This window comes from Hydrogenophaga sp. L310 (genome assembly GCF_055703065.1).
Window position 1 is genome coordinate 341,795 of record NZ_JBVPZA010000001.1, and the last position, 23,134, is coordinate 364,928.

Genomic DNA, 23,134 nt, shown 5'->3' on the forward strand with positions numbered 1-23,134 from the left:
CACATGGATGTGAATCTGCAATCATCGAGCCGCGGTGCTGAATCCGGCGGGCGCCGCAAAGGCTGGCGTGGCCTGCTGGGCGTGTTCAATCTCAACGATCCCCGCTGGGGCCGTGGCGACGACGCCCGCGATGGCGACAAGCCGCAGTCCGGCGAGCCGGACTCCGGCCGGGATACCGACGAGCGGCCCAAGGGTGAGCAGAAGCCACCGCGTGGCCAGGGCCCCAATCAGGGACCGCCCGATCTGGATGAACTCTGGCGTGACTTCAACCGCAAGCTCGGCGGCATGCTGGGCGGCAAGGGTGGTCGCGGCGGCGGGCAGGGTGGTGGCAATGGTTCCGGTGGCGGATTGCCCAGCTTCAATCCAAGTCCCAAGACCACGGGCATTGGTGCTGGCCTGATTGTTGGCGTGGTGGCGCTGATCTGGCTGGGCACGGGTTTCTTCATCGTGCAGGAAGGCCAGCAGGCCGTCATCACGCAGTTTGGCAAGTACCACAGCACGGTCGGTGCCGGTTTCCAGTGGCGCCTGCCATACCCGGTGCAGCGTCACGAGACGGTTTTTGTGACCCAGATCCGCTCGGTCGATGTGGGTCGTGACAACCTGATGCCGGCCACGGGTCTGCGCGAGTCGGCGATGCTGACCCAGGACGAAAACATTGTCGAGATCAAGTTCGCGGTGCAATACCGTTTGAACGATGCCCGTGCGTTCCTGTTTGAAAGTCTGGATCCCGATGCTTCGGTGATCAAGGTGGCGGAAACGGCTGTGCGCGAAGTGGTGGGCAAGATGAAGATGGACGCCGCGCTGGCCGAAGAGCGGGATCAGATCGCACCGCGGGTGCGTGCCCTGATGCAGACCATCCTGGATCGTTACAAGGTCGGTATCGAAGTGGTGGGTATCAACCTGCAGCAGGGCGGCGTGCGGCCGCCCGAGCAGGTGCAGGCGTCTTTCGACGATGTGCTGAAGGCTGGCCAGGAACGTGAACGGGCCAAGAACGAAGCGCAGGCCTATGCGAATGACGTCGTGCCTCGCGCACGGGGTGCGGCTTCCCGCCTGACCGAAGAGGCAGAAGGCTACAGGGCTCGCATCGTGGCGCAGGCCGAAGGTGACTCGCAGCGTTTCCGCTCGGTTCTGACCGAGTACCAGAAAGCGCCCCAGGTAACCCGTGAGCGCATGTATACCGATGCCATGCAAGAGGTGTACTCGAATGTGACCAAGGTGGTGGTGGACTCCAAGTCGGGTTCGAACCTGCTGTACCTGCCGCTGGACAAGCTCATGCAGATGACCGGGCCGAGCGCCGCGGCACCTTCCACCAGCGCGGCACCGGCGACCACCTCTCCAGCCACGCCCGCGTCCCGCAGTCTGGACAATGCCGCCCGCTCCCGTGAGCGGGAGAGCCGCTGAGCGCTGGCTCAAGTACACGCGATGAGAAAGCAACGCAAATGAACAAACTGGGTTTCATACTCACATCCCTTCTTGTGGCGCTGGCAATTGCCAGTTCCATGCTGTTCGTGGTGGATCAGCGCCAGTTTGGCGTGGTGTTCCAGCTGGGGCAGATCAAGCAGGTCGTCACCGAGCCGGGGCTGAACTTCAAGCTGCCGCCGCCGTTCCAGAACGTGTCGTACATCGACAAGCGGCTGCTCACCCTGGAGAGCACCGACACCGAGCCCTCGCTGACGGCCGAGAAACAGCGCGTGGTCATTGACTGGTATGTGCGCTGGCGCATCAGCGAGCCGCAGGAATACATCCGCAACGTGGGTGTCAATGAGCGCGCGGGTGCCTTGCAGCTCAATCGCGTGGTACGCAACTCGTTCCAGCAGGAGGTGAACAAACGCACCGTGAACGAACTGCTCTCGACCCGTCGCGAAGACCTCATGGCCGACGTGAAACGCGAGGTGCTTGAAGCGGTGCGCGGTGCCGAGAAGCCCTGGGGCATGGACGTGGTGGATGTGCGCATCACCCGCGTGGACTACGCCGAGAGCATCACGGCGTCGGTGTACCAGCGCATGGAAGCCGAGCGCAAGCGCGTGGCCAACGAATTGCGTTCTACCGGCTTTGCCGAGGGGGAAAAGATCCGCGCCGATGCCGACCGCCAGCGTGAGGTGATCGTGTCCGAGGCCTATCGTGATGCGCAGCTCATCAAGGGTGAGGGCGATGCGAAGGCCGCTGCGGCATTCTCCGAAGCCTTTGGCCGCGACCCTGCGTTTGCCCAGTTCTACCGCAGCCTGGACGCCTACAAGGCCAGCTTTGCGGGCAAGTCCGATGTCATGGTCGTCGACCCTTCTTCGGACTTCTTCAAGGCCCTGCGCAGCAGCAACGTCGCCAAGTGATCCGGGGCTGCGCATGGCTGATCTGTTCTGGGCAGCGCTGGCGCTGGTCCTGATCTTCGAGGGGCTGCTTCCCTTCATCGCACCCGGCGCCTGGCGCCGGGTTTTTTCTGAAATGCTCAAGTTGCACGACGGCCAGATCCGGTTTTTCGGGCTGTGCAGTCTGTGCGCGGGTGTGCTGCTCTGGTGGTGGGTCGGCTGAGTGGCTGAGCCGTCTGCCACGCAGACCGATATCAATTGACTGGCCAGGGTGCCGCCGAGCGGTCTGCCGGGCCGGTAAAATCTCGTTTTTAACAGCGTTCCCCTATGCCCATGTCTGCCTGGGTCCTCCCGGATCACATTGCCGATGTCCTGCCTTCCGAGGCCCGTCACATCGAAGAACTCCGCCGGGGTTTGCTGGACACAGCCCGTAGCTACGGCTATGAACTGGTCATGCCGCCGCTGCTGGAGCACCTTGAATCCTTGCTCACCGGCACCGGCGAGGCGCTCGATCTGCAGACCTTCAAGCTGGTGGACCAGCTCTCGGGTCGCACGCTCGGCCTGCGCGCCGACAGCACGCCCCAGGTCGCCCGCATCGATGCCCACCTGCTCAATCGCCAGGGTGTTGCGCGGCTGAGCTACTGCGGACCGGTGGTGCACACGCGCATCGACCGCCCCCTGGCCAGTCGCGAACCTTTGCAGTTCGGTGCGGAAATTTATGGCCACGCCGGCCTGGAGGCCGACCTCGAGGTCATTGAGCTGGCGCGCGCCTGCCTGTGCGGTGCCGGTGTGGAACAGTTGCTGCTCGACATGGCCGACGTTCGGATCATCGACGCCGTGCTCGCCCCGGTGCCACTCAGTGCAGCCCGCACGGCGCAAATTCATGCGGCGCTGGCGATCAAGGATGTGGCCGAGTTGCAGTTGCTGTCTCGTGACTTGCCGGCGTCGGTGAGCCGTGATCTGTGCGCTCTGCCGCGCCTGTTCGGCGGTGTGGCCGTGCTGGACGAAGCCCGCCGCACCTTGCAGGCGTCACCCGAGCTGCACGCCGCGCTGGACAGCCTGGCCTGGCTGGCGGAGCAGGCCCGGGGCCTGGAAGTGTCGATCGATCTCGCCGATCTGCGTGGCTATGCCTATTACACCGGCATGCGCTTTGCCCTGTTTGCGCAGGGCACGGACGGTGAGTCGGTGGAGTTTGCGCGCGGTGGTCGTTACGACGAGGTGGGCGCCGTGTTCGGACGCAACCGCCCGGCGGTCGGCTTCAGCCTGGACATCAAGGAGCTGGTATCGGCCATCGCGCCGCGCCCTCTGGTGGCCGCGATCCGCGCGCCCTGGGGCATGGACGTGGAATTGCGCGAAGCCATCGCCAGCCTGCGGGCCCAGGGCCACACCGTGGTGTGTGCCTTGCCGGGCCATGAGCACGAAGTCGACGAGTTTCATTGCGACCGCGAGCTGGTGCAGGTGCCAGCGCAGGGCGGGGTGTGGACACTGAAGAACATTTAACCGGAAAAAGCAGATGATCAAAAACAGCAGCGCCGTGGTACCCGGGCGCAACGTGGTCGTGGTGGGCACCCAGTGGGGTGACGAAGGCAAGGGCAAGCTGGTGGACTGGCTGACCGAAACCGCACAGGGCGTGGTGCGTTTCCAGGGTGGCCACAATGCGGGCCACACGCTGGTGATCAACGGCGTGAAAACCGCGCTGCACCTGATTCCCAGCGGCATCATGCGCACAGGCGTCAAGTGCTACATCGGCAACGGGGTGGTGCTGTCGGTGGGCAAGCTGTTTGAAGAAATCGCCGGTCTGGAGAAGGCCGGTGTGGAAGTGCGTTCGCGACTGCGCGTGAGCGAAGGCTGTCCGCTGATCCTGCCGTTCCATGCCGCCATCGACATCGCGCGCGAAGCCGCCAAGGTAAAGGCCGGTACCGAAAAGATCGGCACCACCGGTCGCGGCATCGGTCCGGCCTATGAAGACAAGATCGCCCGCCGCGCCCTGCGTGTTATGGATCTGAAATACTCCGAGCGTTTCGCCACCAAGTTGCGTGAGTTGCTGGACCTGCACAACCACATGCTCAAGACCTATCTGCACTCGGCCGAGATGGTCTGGGACGAAAAGATCGCGGCCTACATGCAGGATGGTGCGATCCAGTTCGACGCGGTGTACAACGAGGCCATGGTCCAGGCCGAACAGCTCAAGCCCATGATTGCCGACGTTTCGCGCGAGCTGAACGAAGCCCATCAGCAAGGGGTGAACCTGCTGTTCGAAGGCGCGCAGGGCACGTTGCTCGACATCGATCACGGCACCTATCCGTTTGTGACCTCCAGCAACTGTGTGGCGGGCAACGCCGCTGCGGGTGCGGGCGTGGGTCCGAGCCTGTTGCACTACGTGCTGGGCATCACCAAGGCCTATTGCACCCGTGTCGGTGGCGGCCCGTTCCCGACCGAGCTGGAGTGGGAGAAAGAGGGCACGCCGGGCTGGCACATGGCCACCGTCGGTGCAGAAAAAGGTGTGACCACCGGGCGCAGCCGTCGTTGTGGCTGGTTCGATGCGGCTTTGCTCAAGCGCTCGGCCCAGGTCAACGGTCTGACAGGTCTGTGCATCACCAAGCTCGACGTGCTCGATGGCCTGGCCGAGCTCAAGCTCTGCACCGGTTATGAACTCGATGGCGAAACCATCGACATCCTGCCCATGGGGGCCGACGAGATCGCGCGCTGCACGCCGATCTACGAAACGTTGCCGGGCTGGACCGATTCATCGGTGGGCGTCACGCGCTACGACGATCTGCCGGAGAACGCGCGCCTCTACCTGACCCGCATCCAGGAGACCACAGGGGTGCCGATCCACGTGGTCTCGACCAGTCCGGACCGCGACCACACCATCCTGCTCCACCATCCGTACCATGCCTGATGGGATCCTGCACGGAATCGTGCAGAATGAAGACAGACCATCCAACCCGGAGTCCCCATGCTGACCGAAGACGGCAAACACCTCTACGTTTCCTACGATGAGTACCACAACCTCATCGAAAAGCTGGCGCTCAAGGTGTACCAGTCGGGCTGGCGGTTCGACACCATCCTGTGCCTGGCGCGCGGGGGCATGCGTCCGGGCGACGTGCTGTCGCGCATCTTTGATGTGCCCTTGGCCATCATGTCCACCAGTTCGTACCGCGCCGCCGCGGGCACGCAGCAGGGCAATCTGGACATCGCGCGCTACATCACGACCCCCAAGGGCGAGATCGCCGGCAAGGTCCTGCTGGTGGACGATCTGGCCGACTCCGGCCACACGCTCAAGGCCGTGATCGAGATGCTGAAGAACAACTACGCGCCCATCACCGAGCTGCGCAGCGCGGTGATCTGGACCAAGCAGCTCTCGACCTTCACACCCGACTACTCGGTGGAATTCCTGCCCACCAACCCCTGGATCCACCAGCCGTTCGAGGGGTACGACAGCATGCGCCCCGAGCAGCTGCTGGAAAAATGGAAGCTCTGAGCTGAATGAGCGATCTCTCCACCCAACTGATTCACCATCCGTACCGCCCGCCTGAGGGCTTCGACGCTGTCGCGCCGGGCGTTCACAAAGCATCCACTGTCATCTTCCCCCATGTGCAGGCACTGCGCACGCAGGAGTGGAAAGACAAGAGCGGCTACACCTACGGCCTGCACGGCACGCCCACCACCTTCATTCTCGAAGAACGCATTGCCACCATCGAAGGCGGGCGCTTTTGCGTGCTGGCGCCCAGTGGCCTGTCGGCCGTGTCACTGGTGGACATGGCCTTTTTGCGGCAGGGTGACGAACTGCTGATCCCCGACAACGCCTACGGGCCCAACAAGGCTTTCGCCAGCGTCGAGCTGGCGGCCTGGGGCATCACGCACCGCTACTACGATGCGCAAAATCCGGCCGACCTGGCCGCCAAGATCAGCCCCGCCACGCGCCTGGTGTGGCTCGAAGCGCCGGGGTCCGTCACGCTGGAGTTCCCCGATCTGCCCGCGCTGGTGGCCACGGTGCAACAGGCCAATGCCGCCCGCGACGGCGAGCGGCCCATCCTGACCGCGCTCGACAACACCTGGGGTGCCGGGATCGCGTTCAACGCCTTCGAGCTGGGGGCGGACATGTCCATGCAGGCGCTCACCAAGTACCCGAGTGGCGGGTCCGACGTGCTCATGGGCTCGGTGGTCACCCGCGACGAGACGCTACACCAGCAGTTGCTCATGACGCACATGCGCCTGGGACTCGGGGTCAGCGGCAACGACACCGAACTCGTGCTGCGGGGCCTCAACACCATGGCCCTGCGCTACCAGGCACAGGACGCCGCCACGCGCGCACTCGCCACCTGGATGCAGGCGCAGCCCGGTGTGGTGCAGGTGCTGCACCCGGCCTTGCCCGGTTCTCCAGGTCACGCCAACTGGCGCCGTGACGCGAAGGCCGCAGCGTGTCTCTTCAGCGTGGTGTTTGATCCGCGTTTCAGCCTGGCACAGGTGGACGCCTTCTGCGATCGGTTGAAGCTGTTCAAGCTGGGCTGGAGCTGGGCGGGTCCCATCAGCCTCTGCGCGCCGTACAACGTGTCTTCGATCCGCACCCAGGCCTGGCCCCACAAGGGGGGCTTTGTGCGCTTTGCCGTCGGTCTTGAAGCTGTTGATGACCTGCGCGCCGATCTGGCGCAAGCGCTGGCTACACTCAACGCCTGACCGATCCTTCCAACCCCTCCAAAGAAAGACTGTTTTGGCCACTCCCAATTACGGATACGAAAAGCGCCAGCGCGAGCTCGCCAAAAAGAAAAAGAAGGAAGAGAAGTTGCGTGCCAAGGCTTCGGGCAAGCCGCACGACGGCAGCGATGTGCCCGAAGCGCCGACCGAGCAGACCCCTGATTCTGGCCAGAACGCCGCCCCGGGCGGCGAGGGCCGGGGCTGATCACCTGCCGTCGCGTTCAACCACCCATCCGGTCACAACCGTCTGCAGGAAGCAGCGCGGTCCAAAGAAGCCTGACATGGTTGTTTTTGGCCTCAGAGTCCGATGACACTGGCCAGCACCACATCGACCGGCGCCTCGTAGTCGGCCAGCACCCAGGCACGGCCGGGGTGTTCGGCGGCTTCCTGCAGCAGCGCGCTCAGGAAACGCATGGAAGGGGTGTCCAGCGCGGCAAAGGGCTGGTCGATCAGGGTGAGTGGCGTTCCCGATGCGAATGCCGCGGTGAGCAGGACTTTGCGCTTGCTGCCGGCGGACAGCATGTACATCGGTTTTTCGATGTGTGGGTCCAGAGCAAAGCCCTGGATCAGATCGGCCAGGGCCTCTGGGTCGAAGTTCGGGTATCGGCCAGGCAGGCTCTGGAACCAGGTTGCTGCGCTGATCTGATCGATGGACTCGCTGCGTGGATCGGTGCGAAAGACCTGCTGGCGGTAACGCTCGGGATCTTCGTGCAGGCTGTCGCCCCGAATCACCAGGGTGCCGGACTGGGGATGGGTATCTCCCGCAAGCAGCTGAAGCAGGCTGGTCTTGCCGCTGTGTTCTTCGCCGCTGATCAGGCTCACACCCGGGGGAACGTCGAAGCTCAAGTCTTCGAAGAGGAATCGCTCCGGCCAGCGGAAGCACAGCCCTTGGGCTTGCAGAACGGGCGAGGCTTTCTTCATGGGTGTTCTGTTAGGTCTCAGTACGTGATGTTGTAGAGCGTGCCGCGGTGGTTGAGCACGGCGCTGCGTGGCCCGACGGTCTCCAGTCTCAGGCCGGGCTCGATTTCCTGTCCCTCGTGCACCACCTTGCCGTTGGCAATCAGCATGCGATGGGCGGGGTTTTTCGAGTAGGAAGATCCGCTGACTCTGACCGTCGGCCTTCCGCTGGCATCGGTTGTGGCCAAAGGGCGCGGTGCCGCTGGTCGCGGGGGCAGGGTTGTCTGCGGTGGCGGTGTGACCACCGAGTCGACGGTATTTTCATTTTCCGTGGCGGCGTCAGCCGCCATAGCCTCTTCAACGATCTCGGCCTTCGCCTGATTTGGCTGCGGGCGCGGGGGAGTTGACTGTGGTTGGGCGGGTGCCGGGGTCGGGGCTTCGACGGGCGGCTCTGGCGCCAGGATGGGCAAGCTGGGCGTGGTGGGTGGCGCTGCGTCGACCCGAGGTGGCTCCACGGATGCTGCAGCGGTGCGCATGTCGGGTGCCATGGGTGTATCTGGCGCGCGAAGAAACCACCACGTCAGCGCCGCCGCCGCGAGCAAGACCAGAACGGCAATGGCCCACACGGTTTGACGGTGCCATGTTGCGCCCGGTGTGGTTGCCGGGTGGTTTTTCCCTTGGCTGTGAAGACCGGGCACGTGGCCGCGCTCGCGATCGGCATCGGCCCGTTTGAGTGCGTCGAGGATGTAGGACATGGTGGGCGGGGCCTCCTGGCCGTCTTTCAGAGGGGCTGCAGCCGGGGTTCGTCCACACCGCGGGCGCGATTGACCTGCATGAACGTGACAGGGCCCGCCTGGCCGTTCGCGTCGATCCCGTTGGCGCGCTGAAACGTCTGCACGCGGGCGTCCAGAGTGGTCGTGCCCGGCGCCAGCTTGCCGTCACGCTGCAAAGTGCCGAGCTGGGTGTTGAGCCACTCGGCCGCCAGTCCTTGACGGCCGTCGACCAGCCGGGTCGATTGCCCTGGCGGCAGTCGCCACAGGGTGGCGTAGTCACCGCGCCAGATGTCGGCAAGCCCGGTCAGCGGGAGTTGCCAGCGGTGTTCCCCGGCCTGCAGCACCGCGCTGTCCGTGCCCATGGCGACGAGCATGGCCCAGGCGACGGGTTGGCCGGGCAGGCGCAGGGTCAGGAGGCCGGGGCGGTCCAGCTGTCGCAGGCCGTGCAGCGTCATGCGTCCGGTGCGATAGCACTGCAACCCCTGTTTCAGTGCGGTGCTGCAGGGGTCGCCTTCTTCCAGTGGCTGGTCCCATATCCGGCCGAGAGCGCGCCAGGCCAGGGTTTCGGAGCGCAGGAGGTCGCTGAACGCGGGCACCTCAACGAGGGGTGGTGGTTCGACATCGCGCACAGTGGCGGGCGCGGTGGGCTCGTCGGTCGGCGCAGGATCGGCCATGGCTGGCTGCCGTGGCGCAGCCGCCGGCGGCGGTGCACCCGCTTCGGCGGCGAGCTTGGCTGGGTTCTTGTCAACGTGCATGGCCGCGAACACCAGCAGCGCGCCGCTCACCGCGCCCGTTGCCACCAGCGCGAGGCTGGCCAGCGGACGGCGTGAACGGGTGGGCGCCGAGGGTTCAAACACCTCGGTGGCGGCCTTGTCCACCACGGCGCGTTCCACGCGGTGCTGGCCGCTGGCGTAGGCACCGAGCAGGGCGCGGTCGCACAGCAGGTTGATGCGCCGCGGCACGCCAGCAGTGAGCGTGTGAACCCGGCGCAAGGCGTCGCGCGTGAAGGGCAGGGGCCCGTGCAATCCCGCCACATCCATGCGGTGCTGGATGTATTGCTGTGTCTCAGCTTCGTCGAGTGCGTCAAGGTGAAAGCGTGCAATGACACGCTGCGCGAGTTGTTCCAGTTCAGGTCGGGCCAGCAGGCGGCGCAGCTCGGGCTGTCCGATCAGGATGATCTGCAGCAGCTTGCGGGTGTTGGTCTCCAGGTTGGTCAGCAGGCGCAGCTGTTCCAGCACGTCGGCCGACAGGTTCTGCGCTTCATCGATGATGAGCACGGCGTGCTGTCCTGCGGCGTGGGAGGCCAGCAGAAAAGTGTTGAGCGGGTCGATGTGGTCTTTGGCGGTGGCCTCACCCGGACCCTGGTGGCTCACCACCACCCCGAACTCGTCACAGACGGTGCGCAGCAGCTCGACGACCGTGAGCTTGGGGTTAAAGATGTAGGCGACCCGACAGTTCTCGGGGGTCTGCTCCAGAAAGCAGCGGCAGATGGTGGTTTTGCCGGTGCCGATCTCGCCGGTGAGCAGCACAAAACCGCCACCGCCCTGAACGCCGTACAACAGATGGGCGAGCGCCTCCCGGTGGCGTTCGCTCATGAAGAGGTAACGCGGGTCGGGCGCGATGGAAAAAGGGTCCTGCTTCAGGCCAAAGAATTCGGCGTACATACCCGCAGCATAGCGGGGGCCGGAGGCTGGAACAATCGCGCCCGGCATCTGTTTGCCGGGCGCGCGTCAGATGCGTTCGATCAGGCCGCGAGCGCCATGGCAGGCATGCTGGTGGAACTGGACTTGCTGCTGCTGGTGCTGGCAGAGGCGTTCACCGAGCACTCGATGTCGCCGGAGAGCTGGCCACCTTCTTCGATCACGACCTTGCCGTAGCGGATCTTGCCGGTGACGCGGCCGGTGGCGTAGATCACGAGCTTCTGGCGCACGGTGAGGTTGCCGTCGAACACACCGTGGATTTCAGCGATGTCGATTTCAGCCGAGCCTTTGAAGGCGCCTTGTTCGGCGATCTGGATCACGCGCGAATCCATGGTGGCTTCCACCAGACCTTCGACCACCAGCGTGTCACAGTCGGTGATCTCGACGCCCTTGAGCTTGATGTTCGGTCCCACGGTCAGCTTGCTGCCGCCTTCGGGAATCGCAACGCTGGTGCGCGCCGGAGGGGTTGATGGTGTGGGGGTGGGTATGGGCTCGGACGCGGTGGTCGCTTGCGGCGTCACGGGAGATGAGCTGTTGCTGCCAACGCCGTAGCGTTGCGTGGCCATGCCGGAGTTCAGGGTCTTGGGTTGTTCGGTCTCGCGTTTGCCAAAGTGCAATGCCATGTCAGCTCCTTCAAAAGTGAAGCGCCCATGCTAAAGGCGACGCGGCTTACATTCCCGTTTGTCCCGTAAGAGTGGTAACGGGAAGAACGGTACATGCGGTTGCCTGTTTTTCATTTTTTCTTGTAACGGCACAGCCCTCCCGATGCGACGAACGGGCCCTGCGCTACAGTGCCCCACCATGTCCGATCACTGGGTGCTGGGCACCCGTCCTGCCTCGTCCATCGCCGTGCCCCTGTCGCAGGTGGTGGCGCTGCTGACGCGCCTGGGCCTGGCGGACCGGCACGCCGTGGCCGAGGACCTGTTGCGCCTGGTGGGCGCGCAGCTGCCGCTGGCGCAGTGCACGATCTTTGCCTTCGAAGGCCAGCGCCGGCCCCGCACCGTGGCCATGGGCGACCGCTCGCGCACGCAGGCGCTGCCCGATATTTCCGAAGCCTACGTCTCGCGCTTCTACCGACTTGACGGCAGCGTGGCGGTGATGCGCCAGGAGTTCGCCGCGGCGCAGAAGGCCGGCATGGCCGAGCCTCGTATCGTGCTGCACCGCCAGCGCGGTGAAGACATCGCCCACCCCGAGTACCGGCGCATCTGCTACGAGCTGCCGCAGGTGGCCGAGCGGCTGGCCGTGATGGCGCTCTACGAGGGCCGGCGCTGGCTCTCGGTGAACCTGTACCGCGGCACCGAGCACGGGCCATTCGACGATGCGGCCATTGCTGTGGTGGAAGCGTTTGCGCCGCTGATCGTGCACGCCGTGCGCCTGCACCACACCGGCCAGGCCCTGAGCCAGGAGCTGCCCGACCTGGTGCTGGCGCGGCTCGCACGGCGCTTTCCGGCGCTGACCCAGCGCGACCACGACGTGCTGCGCGCGCTCATCGAAGGCCTGGGCACCGAGGCCCTGGCCGAACGCCTGGGCCTGACGCTGGCCAGCGCACAGACCTACCAGAAGCGCCTCTACCGCAAGCTCGGCGTGGCCGGGCAGCGCGAACTGCTGGCCTTGCTGCTCGACGGCGGCGCCTGATCCGGGTCTTCCCGAGGTGGGTTCGGTTTGTTCCCATATGGGGACATCTGCATCATGGGCATTGCCTACACTGCGCCCACCAACAGGAGACAAGCCATGCACCAGCCGCACGCCGAACCCCGGCGCTCCATCTACTACGACTACCAGGTGTTCGACGCCTGGTTGCCATCACAGCACCCGCAGCCACAGCACCACGCCGTGGTGATCGCCGGGGCCGGCCCCATCGGACTGGTGGCCGCGCTGGAGCTGGCGCGCCACGGCGTGAAGTGTGTGCTGCTCGAATCCGAGCGCCAGGTGTCCGAAGGCAGCCGCGCCATCGTGTTCACGCGCCGCTCCATGGAAATCCTGCAGCAGGTGGGCGTGGCCGACCGGGTCACCCAGAACGGTCTGCCCTGGCGCTTTGGCAACTCGGTCTACCGCGGCCAGCGCGTGTTCCGCATGGAAGCGCCGCACGACCCGGACGACCGCTTCTTCCCCATGATCAACCTGCAGCAGCAGTACCTGGAGGAATACCTGATCGATGCCGTGCGGGCCAACCCGCTGATCGAGCTGCGCTGGGGCAACCGCGTGAACGCCGTGACGCAGGGCGGGCAGGGCGCCACGCTGGAGGTGGACACACCCGAAGGACCTTACACGCTGCAGACCGACTGGCTGGTGGCCGCCGACGGCGCGCGTTCCGGCATCCGTTCGATGCTGGACCTGAAGCTTGAAGGCGCGTCCTACGAAGGCCGCTTCGTCATCGCCGACATCCGCATCGATCTGCCGCTGCCCACCGAACGCCTCGCGTTCTTCGACCCCGACTGGAACCCCGGCAACACCATCCTCATGCACCGCGAGCCGCACGGCATCTGGCGCGTGGACTACCAGCTGCCGCCCGGCGAAGACGCCGAAGCCGCCCTGAAACCCGAGTCGCTGAAAGCCCGCATTGACGCGCAGCTGGCCATGATCGGCCACGCCGGCGTGCCCTGGGAGATGGACTGGTGCTCGGTGTATTCGGCGCGCGCGCTCACGCTGCCGGATTACGTGCACGGCCGCGTGCTGTTCACCGGCGACGCGGCGCACCTGCTGCCGATCTTTGGTGTGCGCGGCGCCAACACCGGGTTCCAGGATGCGCAGGCGCTGGCCTGGCGGCTGGCGTTCGTGGTCCAGGGCCTGGCCGCCGCGCCGCTGCTGGCCGGCTACAGCAGCGAACGCGTGGGCGCGGCGCGCGAGATCATCGACGAGGCGGGCAAGAGCACGCGCTTCATGACCCCGCCCACGCGTGGCTTCCGCCTGCTGCGCGACGCGGTGCTCTCGCTCTCGCTCAGCGAACCTTTCGTGGGGCCGCTGTACCACTGGCGCACCTCGCGACCGCACGAGTACCGCCATTCGCCGGCCAACAGCGCGGGCGACGACAACGCGCTGTTCAAAGCCGGGCCGGGTCACGGTGCGCCACCACAGAACGTGCGCCTCGGTGCCGACGACCACCTGCTGGACCACCTGGACCACCGCTTTTCGTTGCTGTACTTCACCGAAGGTGCCGCCGTGCCCGAAGCGCTGCTAGCGGAGGTAAACGGGTTGCGGGCGCGGGGCCTGCCGCTGCGCATGATCGCCGTGGGCAGCGCCCGGCCGGTCGCCGGCGCCGATGAAACCCTGGCCGATACCGACGGCCACCTGCGCGAGCGTTACGGTGTGTTCGCTGGCGGTGCCGCCTACCTGCTGCGACCCGACCAACACGTGTGCGCCCGCTGGATGAGCCTGGATGCAACGCGCCTGCGCGCCGCCCTGCTCAACGCCGCTGGTCTGAAAATGGAAGCCTGAACATGAGCCAGAACACCTTGACCATCCCCGGCCTGGAGCAGGTCTACGACGCACTGGCCACCGCCATTGACGGGGCAGGACCGGAGAAGACGGAGCTGTTTCTCGTCAAGCTCGCGCTGCTGAACGCCAACGCGCTGGCCGATCCGGCGCTGTTCCAGGCGCACATCAACGCGGCACTGAAAGACCTTTGACCCAAGCAGCCCTATGAAGTGGCGGGGCAGGGGGTAAACCGTACACTTGCGGGTTATCCCCCGATTGCCCCCCATGAACGCCCCCGTCGACGTCTCCTTTTTCGCGCGCGCCGCCAAACCGCTGACCAGCTACCGCCCCTACTGGGCCAAGCGGTTCGGCGTGGCGCCGTTCCTGCCCATGAGCCGCGCCGAGATGGAGCAGCTGGGCTGGGACTCTTGCGACATCGTGCTGGTGACCGGCGACGCCTACATCGACCACCCCAGCTTCGGCATGGCGGTGATCGGCCGAGTGCTGGAGGCGCAGGGTTTTCGCGTCGGCATCATCGCCCAGCCCGACTGGCAGAGCGCCGAACCCTTCAAGGCGCTGGGCAAGCCCAACCTGTTCTGGGGCGTGACCGCGGGCAACATGGATTCCATGATCAACCGGTACACGGCGGACCGGAAGATCCGCAGCGACGACGCCTACACCCCCGGCGACGTGGGCGGCAAACGCCCCGACCGCGCGGCCATCGTCTACAGCCAGCGCTGCCGAGAGGCCTACAAGGACGTGCCCATCGTGCTCGGCGGCATCGAAGGCAGCCTGCGCCGCATCGCCCACTACGACTACTGGAGCGACAAGGTGCGCCGCAGCATCGTGGTGGACGCCAAGTGCGACCTGCTGCTCTACGGCAACGCCGAACGCGCGCTGGTGGACGTGGCGCACCGCATCGCCGCACGCGAACCCATCGAACACATCACCGACGTGCGCGGCACCGCTTTCATCCGCCGCCCGCACGACCCCACGGCCGAGGGCTGGATCGAGATCGACTCCAGCGAGGTGGACCAGCCCGGCCACGTCGAAGACCACATCAACCCCTACCAGACCACCAGCGAACAGGCGCAGGCCCAGGGGCAGAGCTGCTCCAAGGAAGATGGCTCCCAACCCCCGCTCCCGCCTGCGGGAGAGGGCCGGGGTGAGGGCTCTTCAGCCTACAAACCCATCACCATCCACCGCCCCCAAGGCGCCGGCGGCGTGGCCAAGTTGTCGCGCGACCGCAGTGTGATCCGCCTGCCCAGCTACGAGCAGGTGAAAAGCGACGCCGTGCTCTACGCCCACGCCAACCGCGTGCTGCACCTGGAAACCAACCCCGGCAACGCCCGTGCGCTGGTGCAGGCGCACGGCGAGGGCGCCACGGCGCGCGACGTGTGGATCAACCCGCCGCCGATCCCGCTGACCACGGCCGAGATGGATGTCGTGTTCGACCTGCCGTACGCGCGCGGCCCTCACCCGGCCTACGCCGACGAACACGGAAAACACGACGGCGCGACCAAGATCCCGGCCTGGGAAATGATCCGCTTCTCGATCAACATCATGCGCGGCTGCTTCGGTGGCTGCACCTTCTGCTCCATCACCGAGCACGAAGGCCGCATCATCCAGAGCCGCTCGGAAGACTCGATCATCAAGGAGGTCGAAGACATCCGCGACAAGGTCGACGGCTTCACCGGCGTCATCTCCGACCTCGGCGGCCCCACGGCCAACATGTACCGATTGGGCTGCAAGAGCCCGCAGATTGAGGCCGCCTGCCGCAAGCCCAGCTGCGTCTACCCCGGCATTTGCCAGAACCTCACCACCAACCACGACCCGCTGATCAGGATCTACCGCCGCGCGCGGGCCCTCAAGGGCATCAAGAAAATCCTGATCGGCTCCGGCCTGCGCTACGACCTGGCCGTGAAGAGCCCGGAATACGTGAAAGAACTGGTGCAGCACCATGTGGGCGGCTACCTGAAGATCGCTCCCGAGCACACCGAAGGCGGGCCGCTGTCCAAGATGATGAAGCCCGGCATCGGCAGCTACGACCGCTTCAAGACGATGTTCGAGAAGTACAGCGAAGAGGCGGGCAAGAAGCAGTTCCTCATCCCGTATTTCATCGCGGCCCACCCCGGCACCAGCGACGAGGACATGATGAATCTTGCAATCTGGCTGAAGAAGAACGGTTTCCGCGCCGACCAGGTGCAGACCTTCTACCCCAGCCCCATGGCCACGGCCACGGCGATGTACCACACCAGCCTGAACCCGCTCAAGGGCGTGCACCGGGACGACCGGGCCGAGAAGGTGGACATCGTGCGCGGCGACAAACGCCGCCGCCTGCACAAGGCTTTCCTGCGCTACCACGACCCGAACAACTGGCCGCTGCTGCGCGAAGCGCTCAAGACCATGGGCCGCGCCGACCTGATCGGCAACGGCAAACACCACCTGATCCCGACCTTCCAGCCCATGACGGACGGCAGCTACCAGAGCGCGCGCCGCAAGAACAGCACCGCCGTGGGCAAGGCCAGCGAGAAGATGGCCGCGGTGGTGAAGCCGGGGATGAAATCGGCGCAGCCCCAGCGCGGTGCGATCTTGACCCAGCACACCGGCCTGCCGCCGCGGGCAGGCGTCGGCGCCAAGGGCTCAAAACACCGAAGCGAACGCTAGGAGTCAGCGGCGTTGCGCCGTGACAGTGACCTTGTCACCGTGCGGTCACTGCCCGGGTCTACAGTGAGCGGAACCATCTGTCACTCACCACGGAGCTCACCCATGGCCTTCACCTCCCCGGATCGTCGTCACTTTTGCCTGCAGCTGGGCGCGGGCCTCGCAGGCCTGAGCGCTGGTGCCACCTGGGCCAGCAGCTTCCCCGAACGCAGCATCAAGATCATCGTGCCCTTTGCGCCCGGCGCCGGCACCGACGCCATGGGCCGCCTGGTGGCGGGCAAGCTGGCCGAGCTGCTCAAGGTCAGCGTGGTCGTGGACAACCGGACCGGTGCCTCGGGGGCGCTGGGTGCGCAAGAAGTGGCCAGGGCCACGCCCGACGGTCACACCCTGCTGCTCGCGGCCGCACCGTTCACCACCGTGCCTGCCGCATTGCCCACCGCCGGTTACGGCCCGATCACCAGCTTCACCCCCGTCGGCATGATCGCGCACGGCCCGCTGGTCTGGGCGGCCAACAAGGACCTGCCTGCCAACACCTTGCCCGAACTCGTGGCCCTCGCACGCAGCCAGCCGGGGCGGCTCAACTACGGCTCGGCTGGCGTGGGCGGCATCAACCACCTGGTGCTGGAATCGCTCAAGGCGCGCACCGGCACCTTCATCACCCACATCCCGTACCGCGGCATCGCACCGGCCACGTTGGATGCGCTTTCCGGCCAGGTGCAACTGCTCACCGGCACCATTCCCGCGCTGGCACCCTACATCCGTGACGGCCGACTCAAGGCCCTGGCCGTCACCAGCCCCGACCGCAGCCCCGCGCTGCCGCAGGTGCCCGGCATGCAGGAGGCCGGCATGGCCGATTTCAATGTGCTCAACTACTTTGCACTCGTGGCACCGAAAGGAACACCGGAGGCTGTGATCAGGTCACTCAATGCCGCGCTGGAGAAAGTGATGGAACTGCCTGATGTGAGGGAACGGCTGGACAAGGATGCGCTGGCGCCCGCGACCGGCACGCCCGCCCAGCTGACGCAGTTCCTGCAGCGCGACTTTGAGGGCTGGAAGCAGGTGGTGCAGCGGCAGGGGCTGAAGATCGATGCGTTTTGACGCCTGCGCCTGAACGCAGGCAGGCATCGGGTTAGCGCGCACGTTGAAAGGGCCTTCTGGCTGTGGAGGAAGGCTTTGTGGCGTTGTTGCCATGGCACGTTGGCGGCGCCTCAGACGGTGATGCGCGGCTGGCACGCTTGAGATAAGTCATGAAACCTGCAGATGATGCGGCGTATTGCTGGTATTTGCTTCACAATTTGTTTCATCCACAGGGTAATCCCTGTCCCCAAATGAGAGAAAGCAGCCCGTGGCATACCTGAACTGGACCCCTGACCTGGAAACTGGCATTCGCGAGATTGATGGGCAGCACAAGCGCATCGTGGAATACATCAACCAGCTCTACGATGCCCGCACCAGCCATGACCGCGCCGGGGTCGGTGCCGTGATCGACGAAGCGGTGGATTACACGCTGTCGCATTTCGCGTTTGAAGAGGCACTGATGGTTGATGCCGGCTACATGTACAGCGGCCCGCACAAGAAAGTGCATGAACTCTTCACCCGCAAGGTGGGCGATTACCGCCTGCGCTTCGAAGCCGGAGAGGATGTGGCTGACGAGTTGCACGCCATGCTCTCTCGCTGGCTGTTCAACCACATCCGCAACGACGACAAGAGCTATGCCGACGCGGTCAAGGTCTACATGAAGAACCGGGGTCAGTCCGAGGGCAGCGTCAAGGATCAGATCAAGGAAGAGCTGATCCGTGAACTGCATCTGAAGAAGAAGCGCGGCTTCTTCGCACGCCTGTTCGGCGGCAGCGAATAGCCTGGCAATTTCAGACCCGTTCGTGCAAGAAAAAAAGGCCGCTGATGCGGCCTTTTGCGTTGCTGCGCTGAATAAGGTGACGGACCTTGACCCCGGCACTGGCTCCACAGTTAGGGCTGCTTGGTTCCCCACCTGACCCGGTTGGCCGCTTCACCATGCGGGAAGGCCCGTCAGGATCGATTGTAGGCGATGACGGCCACCCTTTGCCGACCAAGGGCGCCGCTTAGAATCGCTGCCATGTCCTACGTCGTTCTGGCCCGCAAGTACCGCCCGCGCAATTTCACAGAAATGGTGGGGCAGGAGCACGTGGTTCAGGCCCTGTCAAACGCGCTGACCACACAGCGCCTGCACCACGCCTACCTGTTCACCGGCACGCGCGGCGTGGGCAAGACCACGGTCTCGCGCATCCTGGCCAAGTCGCTCAACTGCCTGGGGGCCGACGGGCAGGGCGGCATCACCGCCGAGCCCTGCGGGGTCTGCCAGGCATGCACCGACATCGACTCGGGTCGCTTTGTCGACTACACCGAGCTGGACGCGGCGTCGAACCGCGGCGTGGACGAGGTGCAGGCGCTGCTGGAGCAGGCGGTCTACAAGCCGGTGCAGGGGCGTTTCAAGGTCTTCATGATCGACGAGGTGCACATGCTCACCGGGCATGCGTTCAACGCGATGCTCAAGACGCTCGAAGAACCGCCCGAATATCTGAAGTTCGTGCTGGCCACGACCGACCCGCAGAAGGTGCCGGTCACCGTGCTCTCGCGCTGCCTGCAGTTCAACCTGCGGCCGATGGCGCCCGAGACCGTGCTGCAGCATCTGGAACAGGTGCTGAAGGCCGAAAACGTGCCGGCCGAGACGCAGGCGCTGCGCCTGATCTCGCGCGCCGCGCGGGGTTCGATGCGCGACGCGCTCTCGCTGACCGACCAGGCCATTGCCTTCGGTGGTGGTCAGCTGAAGGAATCCACCGTGCGCCAGATGCTGGGTGCGGTGGACCGTTCCTATGTGCTGCGTCTGATCGACGGGCTGGCGCGCGGTGATGGCGCGACCGTGGTCGACACCATCGACAGCCTGCGCCTGAATGGCCTGAACGCCGCTTCGACACTCGAAGAAATGACCGGCCTGCTGCAGCGCATGGCAGTGCTGCAGGCGGTGCCCGAACGGCTGGCCTTGCAGGAATCGGACGACCCCGACACGCCCGAGATCGTGCGCCTGGCGCACGCGCTGCCGGCCGACGAAACCCAGTTGCTCTACAGCCTGTGCCTGCACGGCCGTGCCGAGCTGGGCCTGGCGCCCGACGAATACGCCGCGCTCACCATGGTGCTGCTGCGGCTGCTGGCGTTCAAGCCTTCGCAGACGGCGACCGGCGCCGCGGCGGAAAAAAAAACACTGAAATCCGGGGCTGAGCCGCCTTCGCCCCCGGTTCGGCCGCCCGCCGTGGCGCCGCCATCTGTTTCAGTGTCTGCGCCAGCGGTGGTTGCGCCGGCCGTTGCAGTCATCCATCGACCCGTTGTGCCGGCGCCTGCGGCAGCGGAGGCGAGGCCTGTGCCGTTGCCATCGGTCGCGCCCGCCACGACGCAAAGACCAGTGCCGGTTTCAATGCCACAGGTGGCCGCTGACGGGCCCGCTCTCGAAGACGACGACCCGCCCTGGGTGGACGAACCTGAAGAACCGCCCGTCGAAGAGGGCGTACAGACCTCGCGTCGGGTGGTGGCCGTTCCAGTGCGCGACCCCGGGCCGTCGCAGCGGCTTGACCAGTTGAAGGAGCCGGGTGAAATGGTGCCGGTGGTGGAGCCCGTGGTCAGCGCCGAAGGCGATTTCTGGTTCGACGCCGTGATGCAGCTGGTGCGCGCCGAGACCATCACGGCGCTGGTGCGCGAGCTGGGCCTGCAGTCTCAGCTGATGGCGCGCGACCAGGGGCGGTGGCTGTTGCGCGTAGAGCGCGAATCGCTGAACCAGGGCAACACGCGGGAACGTCTGACGACGGCGTTGCAAACCCTCGGCCATCACATCCAATTGGCGCTGGAGATCGGCCCGGTGCAGGACTCCGCTTCGCTGCGGCTGGCCGCCGATGCCGCGCGCCGGCAGCGCGAAGCCGAACAGATCATCAGGGACGACCCGTTCGTGCAAAACATGATGCGCGACTTTGGCGGCAAAATCGTGCCCGGTACGCTCAAAGCCATCACGGATTGAGACGATTCATTTCATTCACCATTCATTGAAAACACAAGGAAGATCATGTTCAACAAAGGACAACTCGCCGGCCTCATGAAGCAGGCCCAGGCCATGCAGGACAACCTGAAAAAGGCCCAGGACGAGCTCGCTTTCATCGAAGTCACAGGCGAGTCCGGTGCCGGTCTGGTCAAGGTGCTCATGACCTGCAAGCACGACGTCAAGCGCGTCACCATCGACCCCAGCCTGCTGGCCGATGACAAGGACATGCTCGAAGACCTGGTGGCAGCCGCTTTCAACGCTGCGGTGCGCAAGGCCGAAGAGACCAGCAACGAGAAGATGGGCAAGCTCACGGCCGGCATGCCGGGCTTGCCTGGCGGGATGAAACTCCCCTTCTGACACTTGACAGTCTCATCGCGTGGCCGAAACCCACTCCCTTGAACTGCTGGTGCAGGCGCTGCGGCACCTGCCGGGGGTGGGGGTCAAGTCGGCCCAGCGCATGGCGTTTCACCTGCTGCAGCACGACCGCGAGGGCGCTCAGCAGCTGGCCCAGGCGCTGCAGCACGCCTGTGCCTCAGTGCGGCACTGTGCGCTGTGCCATACCTTCACCGAAGACGAGATCTGCCCGACCTGCCGCGATGGGCGGCGTGATCGCAGCCAGTTGTGTGTGGTGGAGAACCCTGCCGACCAGTCGGCGCTGGAACGCACAGGGGCCTACAAGGGCCTGTACTTCGTGCTCATGGGTAAGCTCAGCCCGCTCGATGGCGTGGGTCCGCGCGACATCGGTCTGCAAAAACTCTTCGACCGCATCGACACGCTGGTGGACGGCGCGCGCGAGGTGCGCGAAGTGATCCTGGCGACCAACTTCACGGCCGAGGGTGAAACCACAGCGCATGTGATCGCCCAGGCGCTGAAAGCACGTGGCGTGAACGTCACCCGGCTGGCGCGCGGTGTGCCGGTCGGCAGCGAGCTGGAATACGTGGATCTGGGCACGATCGCCCACGCCCTGGTGGACCGGCGCTGACCGGCCGCATTCAACGAAAGCTTTGCATGAAATTCGTGGGACTCACCGTGGCCTACTGGGCCGTGATCGTGGCGGCGCTGCTGCCCATCGTGTGTGCGGGTCTGGCCAAGTGGGGCACGTTCGCCAAGCCGCGACGCGAAGGTGGCTATGACAACCACAATCCGCGTGCCTGGCTGGCAAAACAGGTCGACTGGCGTGCGCGCGCCAATGCGGCTCAGGCCAACAGCTTCGAGGCGCTGCCGTTTTTCATGGGTGCGGTGATCATTGCCCACCAGCTCGGCACCTACCAGACCCGGCTGGATCTGCTGGCCTTCTTCTACATCGTGCTGCGACTGGTCTACATCCTGTTGTATGTGGCCGATCTGGCCACGGCGCGCAGCATCGCATGGGCCCTGGCTCTGGTGGTCAACATCGCGATCCTGTTTGTCTGACACAGGCGGCCAGCCGTTACTTTTGCTTGCTTTTCCTCTCGGTGGAAACCCGCTCGGGATTCGTCCTGATGCGGGTTTTTCATTGGGCGCGTACGCTGAGAAACTGAAAACAGGTCGTCAGTGAGGATGTGTCATGTGGAGTCGCCGTGGGTGGGGTCGTGTGTGTGCGTCGGCGTTGCTGACGGCAGGCCTGCCTGTGGTGTTTGCGCAGTCGCGCCCTCCCACCAGCGCCGCGCCCGCCGTTCCACGCAACACGCTGGGCCGCGTGGTGATGGCGGTGGAGAACCGCTCTTCGTTCTGCTACCTGCCGCTCACGATCGCCGATCGGCTGGGCTATTTCGCTGCCGAGGGACTGGACGTCCAGCTGCGCGAATTCACGGAGCCGGGTCAAGCCCTGCTGGCCATGCTCAGCGGCGCCACACACCTGGTGTCAGGGCCCTACAGCAACACCATCAGTCTGCAGATGCGGGGGCAGTCGATACGGTCCATCGTGTTGCAGGGGCGCACGCCGCAAATCGTGCTCGGCGTTTCGCAGCAGACCATGGGGCACTACCGTCAGTTGCGCGACTTGCGCGGTCGCCGTGTCGCGGTGACGGCTCTGGGTTCGGCCAGCCACCGCATTGCGCGCCTGCTGTTGACCAGGGCGGGGCTGGGTCCGCAAGACGTCGGGTACCAGGCGTTCCCCAGTGCACCGGCCGCGGTGGCGGCTTTTCGCTCGGGACAGGTGGATGCCATTTGCTACACAGATCCATTGATCACCCTGCTGGAGCAGGCGGGGGAACTCAAGGTGGTGGCCGACACGCGCACCATGCGGGGCAATGCCGATGTGTTTGGTGGTCCGCTGCCCGCGGGTTGCCTGAGCGCCTCGGCCGACTTTGTGGCGAACAACCCGAGGCATTGTCAGGCCATCACCGATGCGATGGTGCATGCCCTGAAGTGGCTGCAGACCGCGGGGCCGTCCGACCTGATCAAGATCGTGCCCGAAGCCTATTTTCTCGGAGACCGGGCGCTGTACCTGGCGGCTTTCAGTCGGGCCCGTGAGTCGTGGACACCCGATGGTCTGATGCCCGAAACCGGCCCCCAGACCACGGTTCGCATGCTCGCGCATTTTGACGATGCGCAGCTGTTGCAGCGGGTGAACCTGGGCCGCACCTTCACCAACGAATTTGCGCAGAAGGCGAAAGCACGGTTTCGCGCCTGAACCCGCGG

23 protein-coding genes and 1 other RNA gene are annotated in these 23,134 nt (G+C 65.3%); 19 read left to right on the plus strand and 5 right to left on the minus strand.

The window, feature by feature from the left end:
* Nucleotides 1-3: 3 nt before the first annotated feature.
* From hflK to AC0GNO_RS01680, 8 genes are all read left to right on the plus strand, one after another.
* Nucleotides 4-1,401 carry an FtsH protease activity modulator HflK gene (hflK, locus tag AC0GNO_RS01645; RefSeq protein WP_472902717.1) on the plus strand — a complete coding sequence of 466 codons (1,398 nt, stop codon included), beginning with the start codon at nucleotides 4-6 and terminating at the stop codon, nucleotides 1,399-1,401.
* A gap of 38 nt (nucleotides 1,402-1,439) precedes the next feature.
* Entirely contained in the window at nucleotides 1,440-2,327 is an 888-nt protein-coding gene (gene hflC, locus AC0GNO_RS01650; protein ID WP_305724344.1) for a protease modulator HflC, read from the plus strand.
* Nucleotides 2,328-2,340: 13 nt separating this feature from the next.
* Nucleotides 2,341-2,526, plus strand: a complete 186-nt coding sequence (locus AC0GNO_RS01655) for a DUF2065 domain-containing protein (protein ID WP_472902718.1) — start codon at nucleotides 2,341-2,343, stop codon at nucleotides 2,524-2,526.
* 110 nt (nucleotides 2,527-2,636) lie between these two features.
* Entirely contained in the window at nucleotides 2,637-3,803 is a 1,167-nt protein-coding gene (locus tag AC0GNO_RS01660; protein WP_472887307.1) for an ATP phosphoribosyltransferase regulatory subunit, read from the plus strand.
* 13 nt (nucleotides 3,804-3,816) lie between these two features.
* Nucleotides 3,817-5,205 carry an adenylosuccinate synthase gene (locus tag AC0GNO_RS01665; protein WP_472902719.1) on the plus strand — a complete coding sequence of 463 codons (1,389 nt, stop codon included), beginning with the start codon at nucleotides 3,817-3,819 and terminating at the stop codon, nucleotides 5,203-5,205.
* A 57-nt stretch (nucleotides 5,206-5,262) separates the two neighbouring features.
* Nucleotides 5,263-5,787 carry a phosphoribosyltransferase gene (locus tag AC0GNO_RS01670; protein WP_472902720.1) on the plus strand — a complete coding sequence of 175 codons (525 nt, stop codon included), beginning with the start codon at nucleotides 5,263-5,265 and terminating at the stop codon, nucleotides 5,785-5,787.
* A gap of 5 nt (nucleotides 5,788-5,792) precedes the next feature.
* Nucleotides 5,793-6,983, plus strand: a complete 1,191-nt coding sequence (locus AC0GNO_RS01675) for a PLP-dependent transferase (RefSeq protein WP_472902721.1) — start codon at nucleotides 5,793-5,795, stop codon at nucleotides 6,981-6,983.
* A 34-nt stretch (nucleotides 6,984-7,017) separates the two neighbouring features.
* Complete coding sequence (locus tag AC0GNO_RS01680) at nucleotides 7,018-7,206, plus strand: hypothetical protein (protein WP_472887304.1); 189 nt, start codon at nucleotides 7,018-7,020, stop codon at nucleotides 7,204-7,206.
* Nucleotides 7,207-7,298: 92 nt separating this feature from the next.
* Here AC0GNO_RS01680 and AC0GNO_RS01685 read toward each other — a convergent pair whose 3' ends face one another.
* The 4 genes from AC0GNO_RS01685 to AC0GNO_RS01700 form a co-directional block, all read right to left on the minus strand.
* Entirely contained in the window at nucleotides 7,299-7,922 is a 624-nt protein-coding gene (locus tag AC0GNO_RS01685; protein WP_472902722.1) for an ABC transporter ATP-binding protein, read from the minus strand.
* Between the two features lie 17 nt (nucleotides 7,923-7,939).
* A complete protein-coding gene (locus AC0GNO_RS01690; protein ID WP_472902723.1) occupies nucleotides 7,940-8,653 on the minus strand; it encodes a general secretion pathway protein GspB in 714 nt (237 codons plus the stop codon).
* 26 nt (nucleotides 8,654-8,679) lie between these two features.
* Nucleotides 8,680-10,335: an ExeA family protein gene (locus tag AC0GNO_RS01695; RefSeq protein ID WP_472902724.1), complete on the minus strand. Its 1,656-nt coding sequence runs from the start codon at nucleotides 10,333-10,335 to the stop codon at nucleotides 8,680-8,682.
* A gap of 80 nt (nucleotides 10,336-10,415) precedes the next feature.
* Nucleotides 10,416-10,994, minus strand: coding sequence for a bactofilin family protein (locus AC0GNO_RS01700; RefSeq protein ID WP_472902725.1), 579 nt, complete (start codon nucleotides 10,992-10,994; stop codon nucleotides 10,416-10,418).
* Nucleotides 10,995-11,172: 178 nt separating this feature from the next.
* Here AC0GNO_RS01700 and AC0GNO_RS01705 point away from each other — a divergent pair, with 178 nt between their 5' ends.
* The 6 genes from AC0GNO_RS01705 to AC0GNO_RS01730 all read left to right on the plus strand — a co-directional run bounded on the left by AC0GNO_RS01705 (nucleotide 11,173) and on the right by AC0GNO_RS01730 (nucleotide 18,307).
* Entirely contained in the window at nucleotides 11,173-12,006 is an 834-nt protein-coding gene (locus AC0GNO_RS01705) for a helix-turn-helix transcriptional regulator (RefSeq protein ID WP_472902726.1), read from the plus strand.
* A 96-nt stretch (nucleotides 12,007-12,102) separates the two neighbouring features.
* Nucleotides 12,103-13,806 carry an FAD-dependent monooxygenase gene (locus AC0GNO_RS01710; protein WP_472902727.1) on the plus strand — a complete coding sequence of 568 codons (1,704 nt, stop codon included), beginning with the start codon at nucleotides 12,103-12,105 and terminating at the stop codon, nucleotides 13,804-13,806.
* 2 nt (nucleotides 13,807-13,808) lie between these two features.
* Nucleotides 13,809-13,997, plus strand: a complete 189-nt coding sequence (locus AC0GNO_RS01715; RefSeq protein ID WP_472887298.1) for a DUF2783 domain-containing protein — start codon at nucleotides 13,809-13,811, stop codon at nucleotides 13,995-13,997.
* A gap of 73 nt (nucleotides 13,998-14,070) precedes the next feature.
* Entirely contained in the window at nucleotides 14,071-16,452 is a 2,382-nt protein-coding gene (locus tag AC0GNO_RS01720; protein ID WP_472902728.1) for a YgiQ family radical SAM protein, read from the plus strand.
* 102 nt (nucleotides 16,453-16,554) lie between these two features.
* Entirely contained in the window at nucleotides 16,555-17,547 is a 993-nt protein-coding gene (locus tag AC0GNO_RS01725) for a Bug family tripartite tricarboxylate transporter substrate binding protein (RefSeq protein WP_472902729.1), read from the plus strand.
* Between the two features lie 247 nt (nucleotides 17,548-17,794).
* A complete protein-coding gene (locus tag AC0GNO_RS01730; RefSeq protein WP_472887295.1) occupies nucleotides 17,795-18,307 on the plus strand; it encodes a bacteriohemerythrin in 513 nt (170 codons plus the stop codon).
* A 75-nt stretch (nucleotides 18,308-18,382) separates the two neighbouring features.
* Here the strand turns inward: AC0GNO_RS01730 and ffs are convergent.
* Nucleotides 18,383-18,479: signal recognition particle sRNA small type (ffs, locus tag AC0GNO_RS01735), an RNA gene on the minus strand.
* 65 nt (nucleotides 18,480-18,544) lie between these two features.
* Between ffs and dnaX the strand changes: the two genes are divergently transcribed.
* From dnaX to AC0GNO_RS01760, 5 genes are all read left to right on the plus strand, one after another.
* A complete protein-coding gene (gene dnaX, locus AC0GNO_RS01740) occupies nucleotides 18,545-20,491 on the plus strand; it encodes a DNA polymerase III subunit gamma/tau (RefSeq protein WP_472902730.1) in 1,947 nt (648 codons plus the stop codon).
* A gap of 45 nt (nucleotides 20,492-20,536) precedes the next feature.
* Nucleotides 20,537-20,869 carry a YbaB/EbfC family nucleoid-associated protein gene (locus AC0GNO_RS01745; protein ID WP_304836340.1) on the plus strand — a complete coding sequence of 111 codons (333 nt, stop codon included), beginning with the start codon at nucleotides 20,537-20,539 and terminating at the stop codon, nucleotides 20,867-20,869.
* Between the two features lie 19 nt (nucleotides 20,870-20,888).
* Nucleotides 20,889-21,494 (plus strand): recombination mediator RecR, encoded by a 606-nt coding sequence (recR, locus tag AC0GNO_RS01750; protein WP_472887293.1) that lies wholly within the window; start codon nucleotides 20,889-20,891, stop codon nucleotides 21,492-21,494.
* 26 nt (nucleotides 21,495-21,520) lie between these two features.
* A complete protein-coding gene (locus tag AC0GNO_RS01755) occupies nucleotides 21,521-21,925 on the plus strand; it encodes an MAPEG family protein (RefSeq protein ID WP_472887292.1) in 405 nt (134 codons plus the stop codon).
* Between the two features lie 133 nt (nucleotides 21,926-22,058).
* Nucleotides 22,059-23,126 carry an ABC transporter substrate-binding protein gene (locus tag AC0GNO_RS01760; protein WP_472887291.1) on the plus strand — a complete coding sequence of 356 codons (1,068 nt, stop codon included), beginning with the start codon at nucleotides 22,059-22,061 and terminating at the stop codon, nucleotides 23,124-23,126.
* The last annotated feature ends 8 nt before the right edge of the window (nucleotides 23,127-23,134 follow it).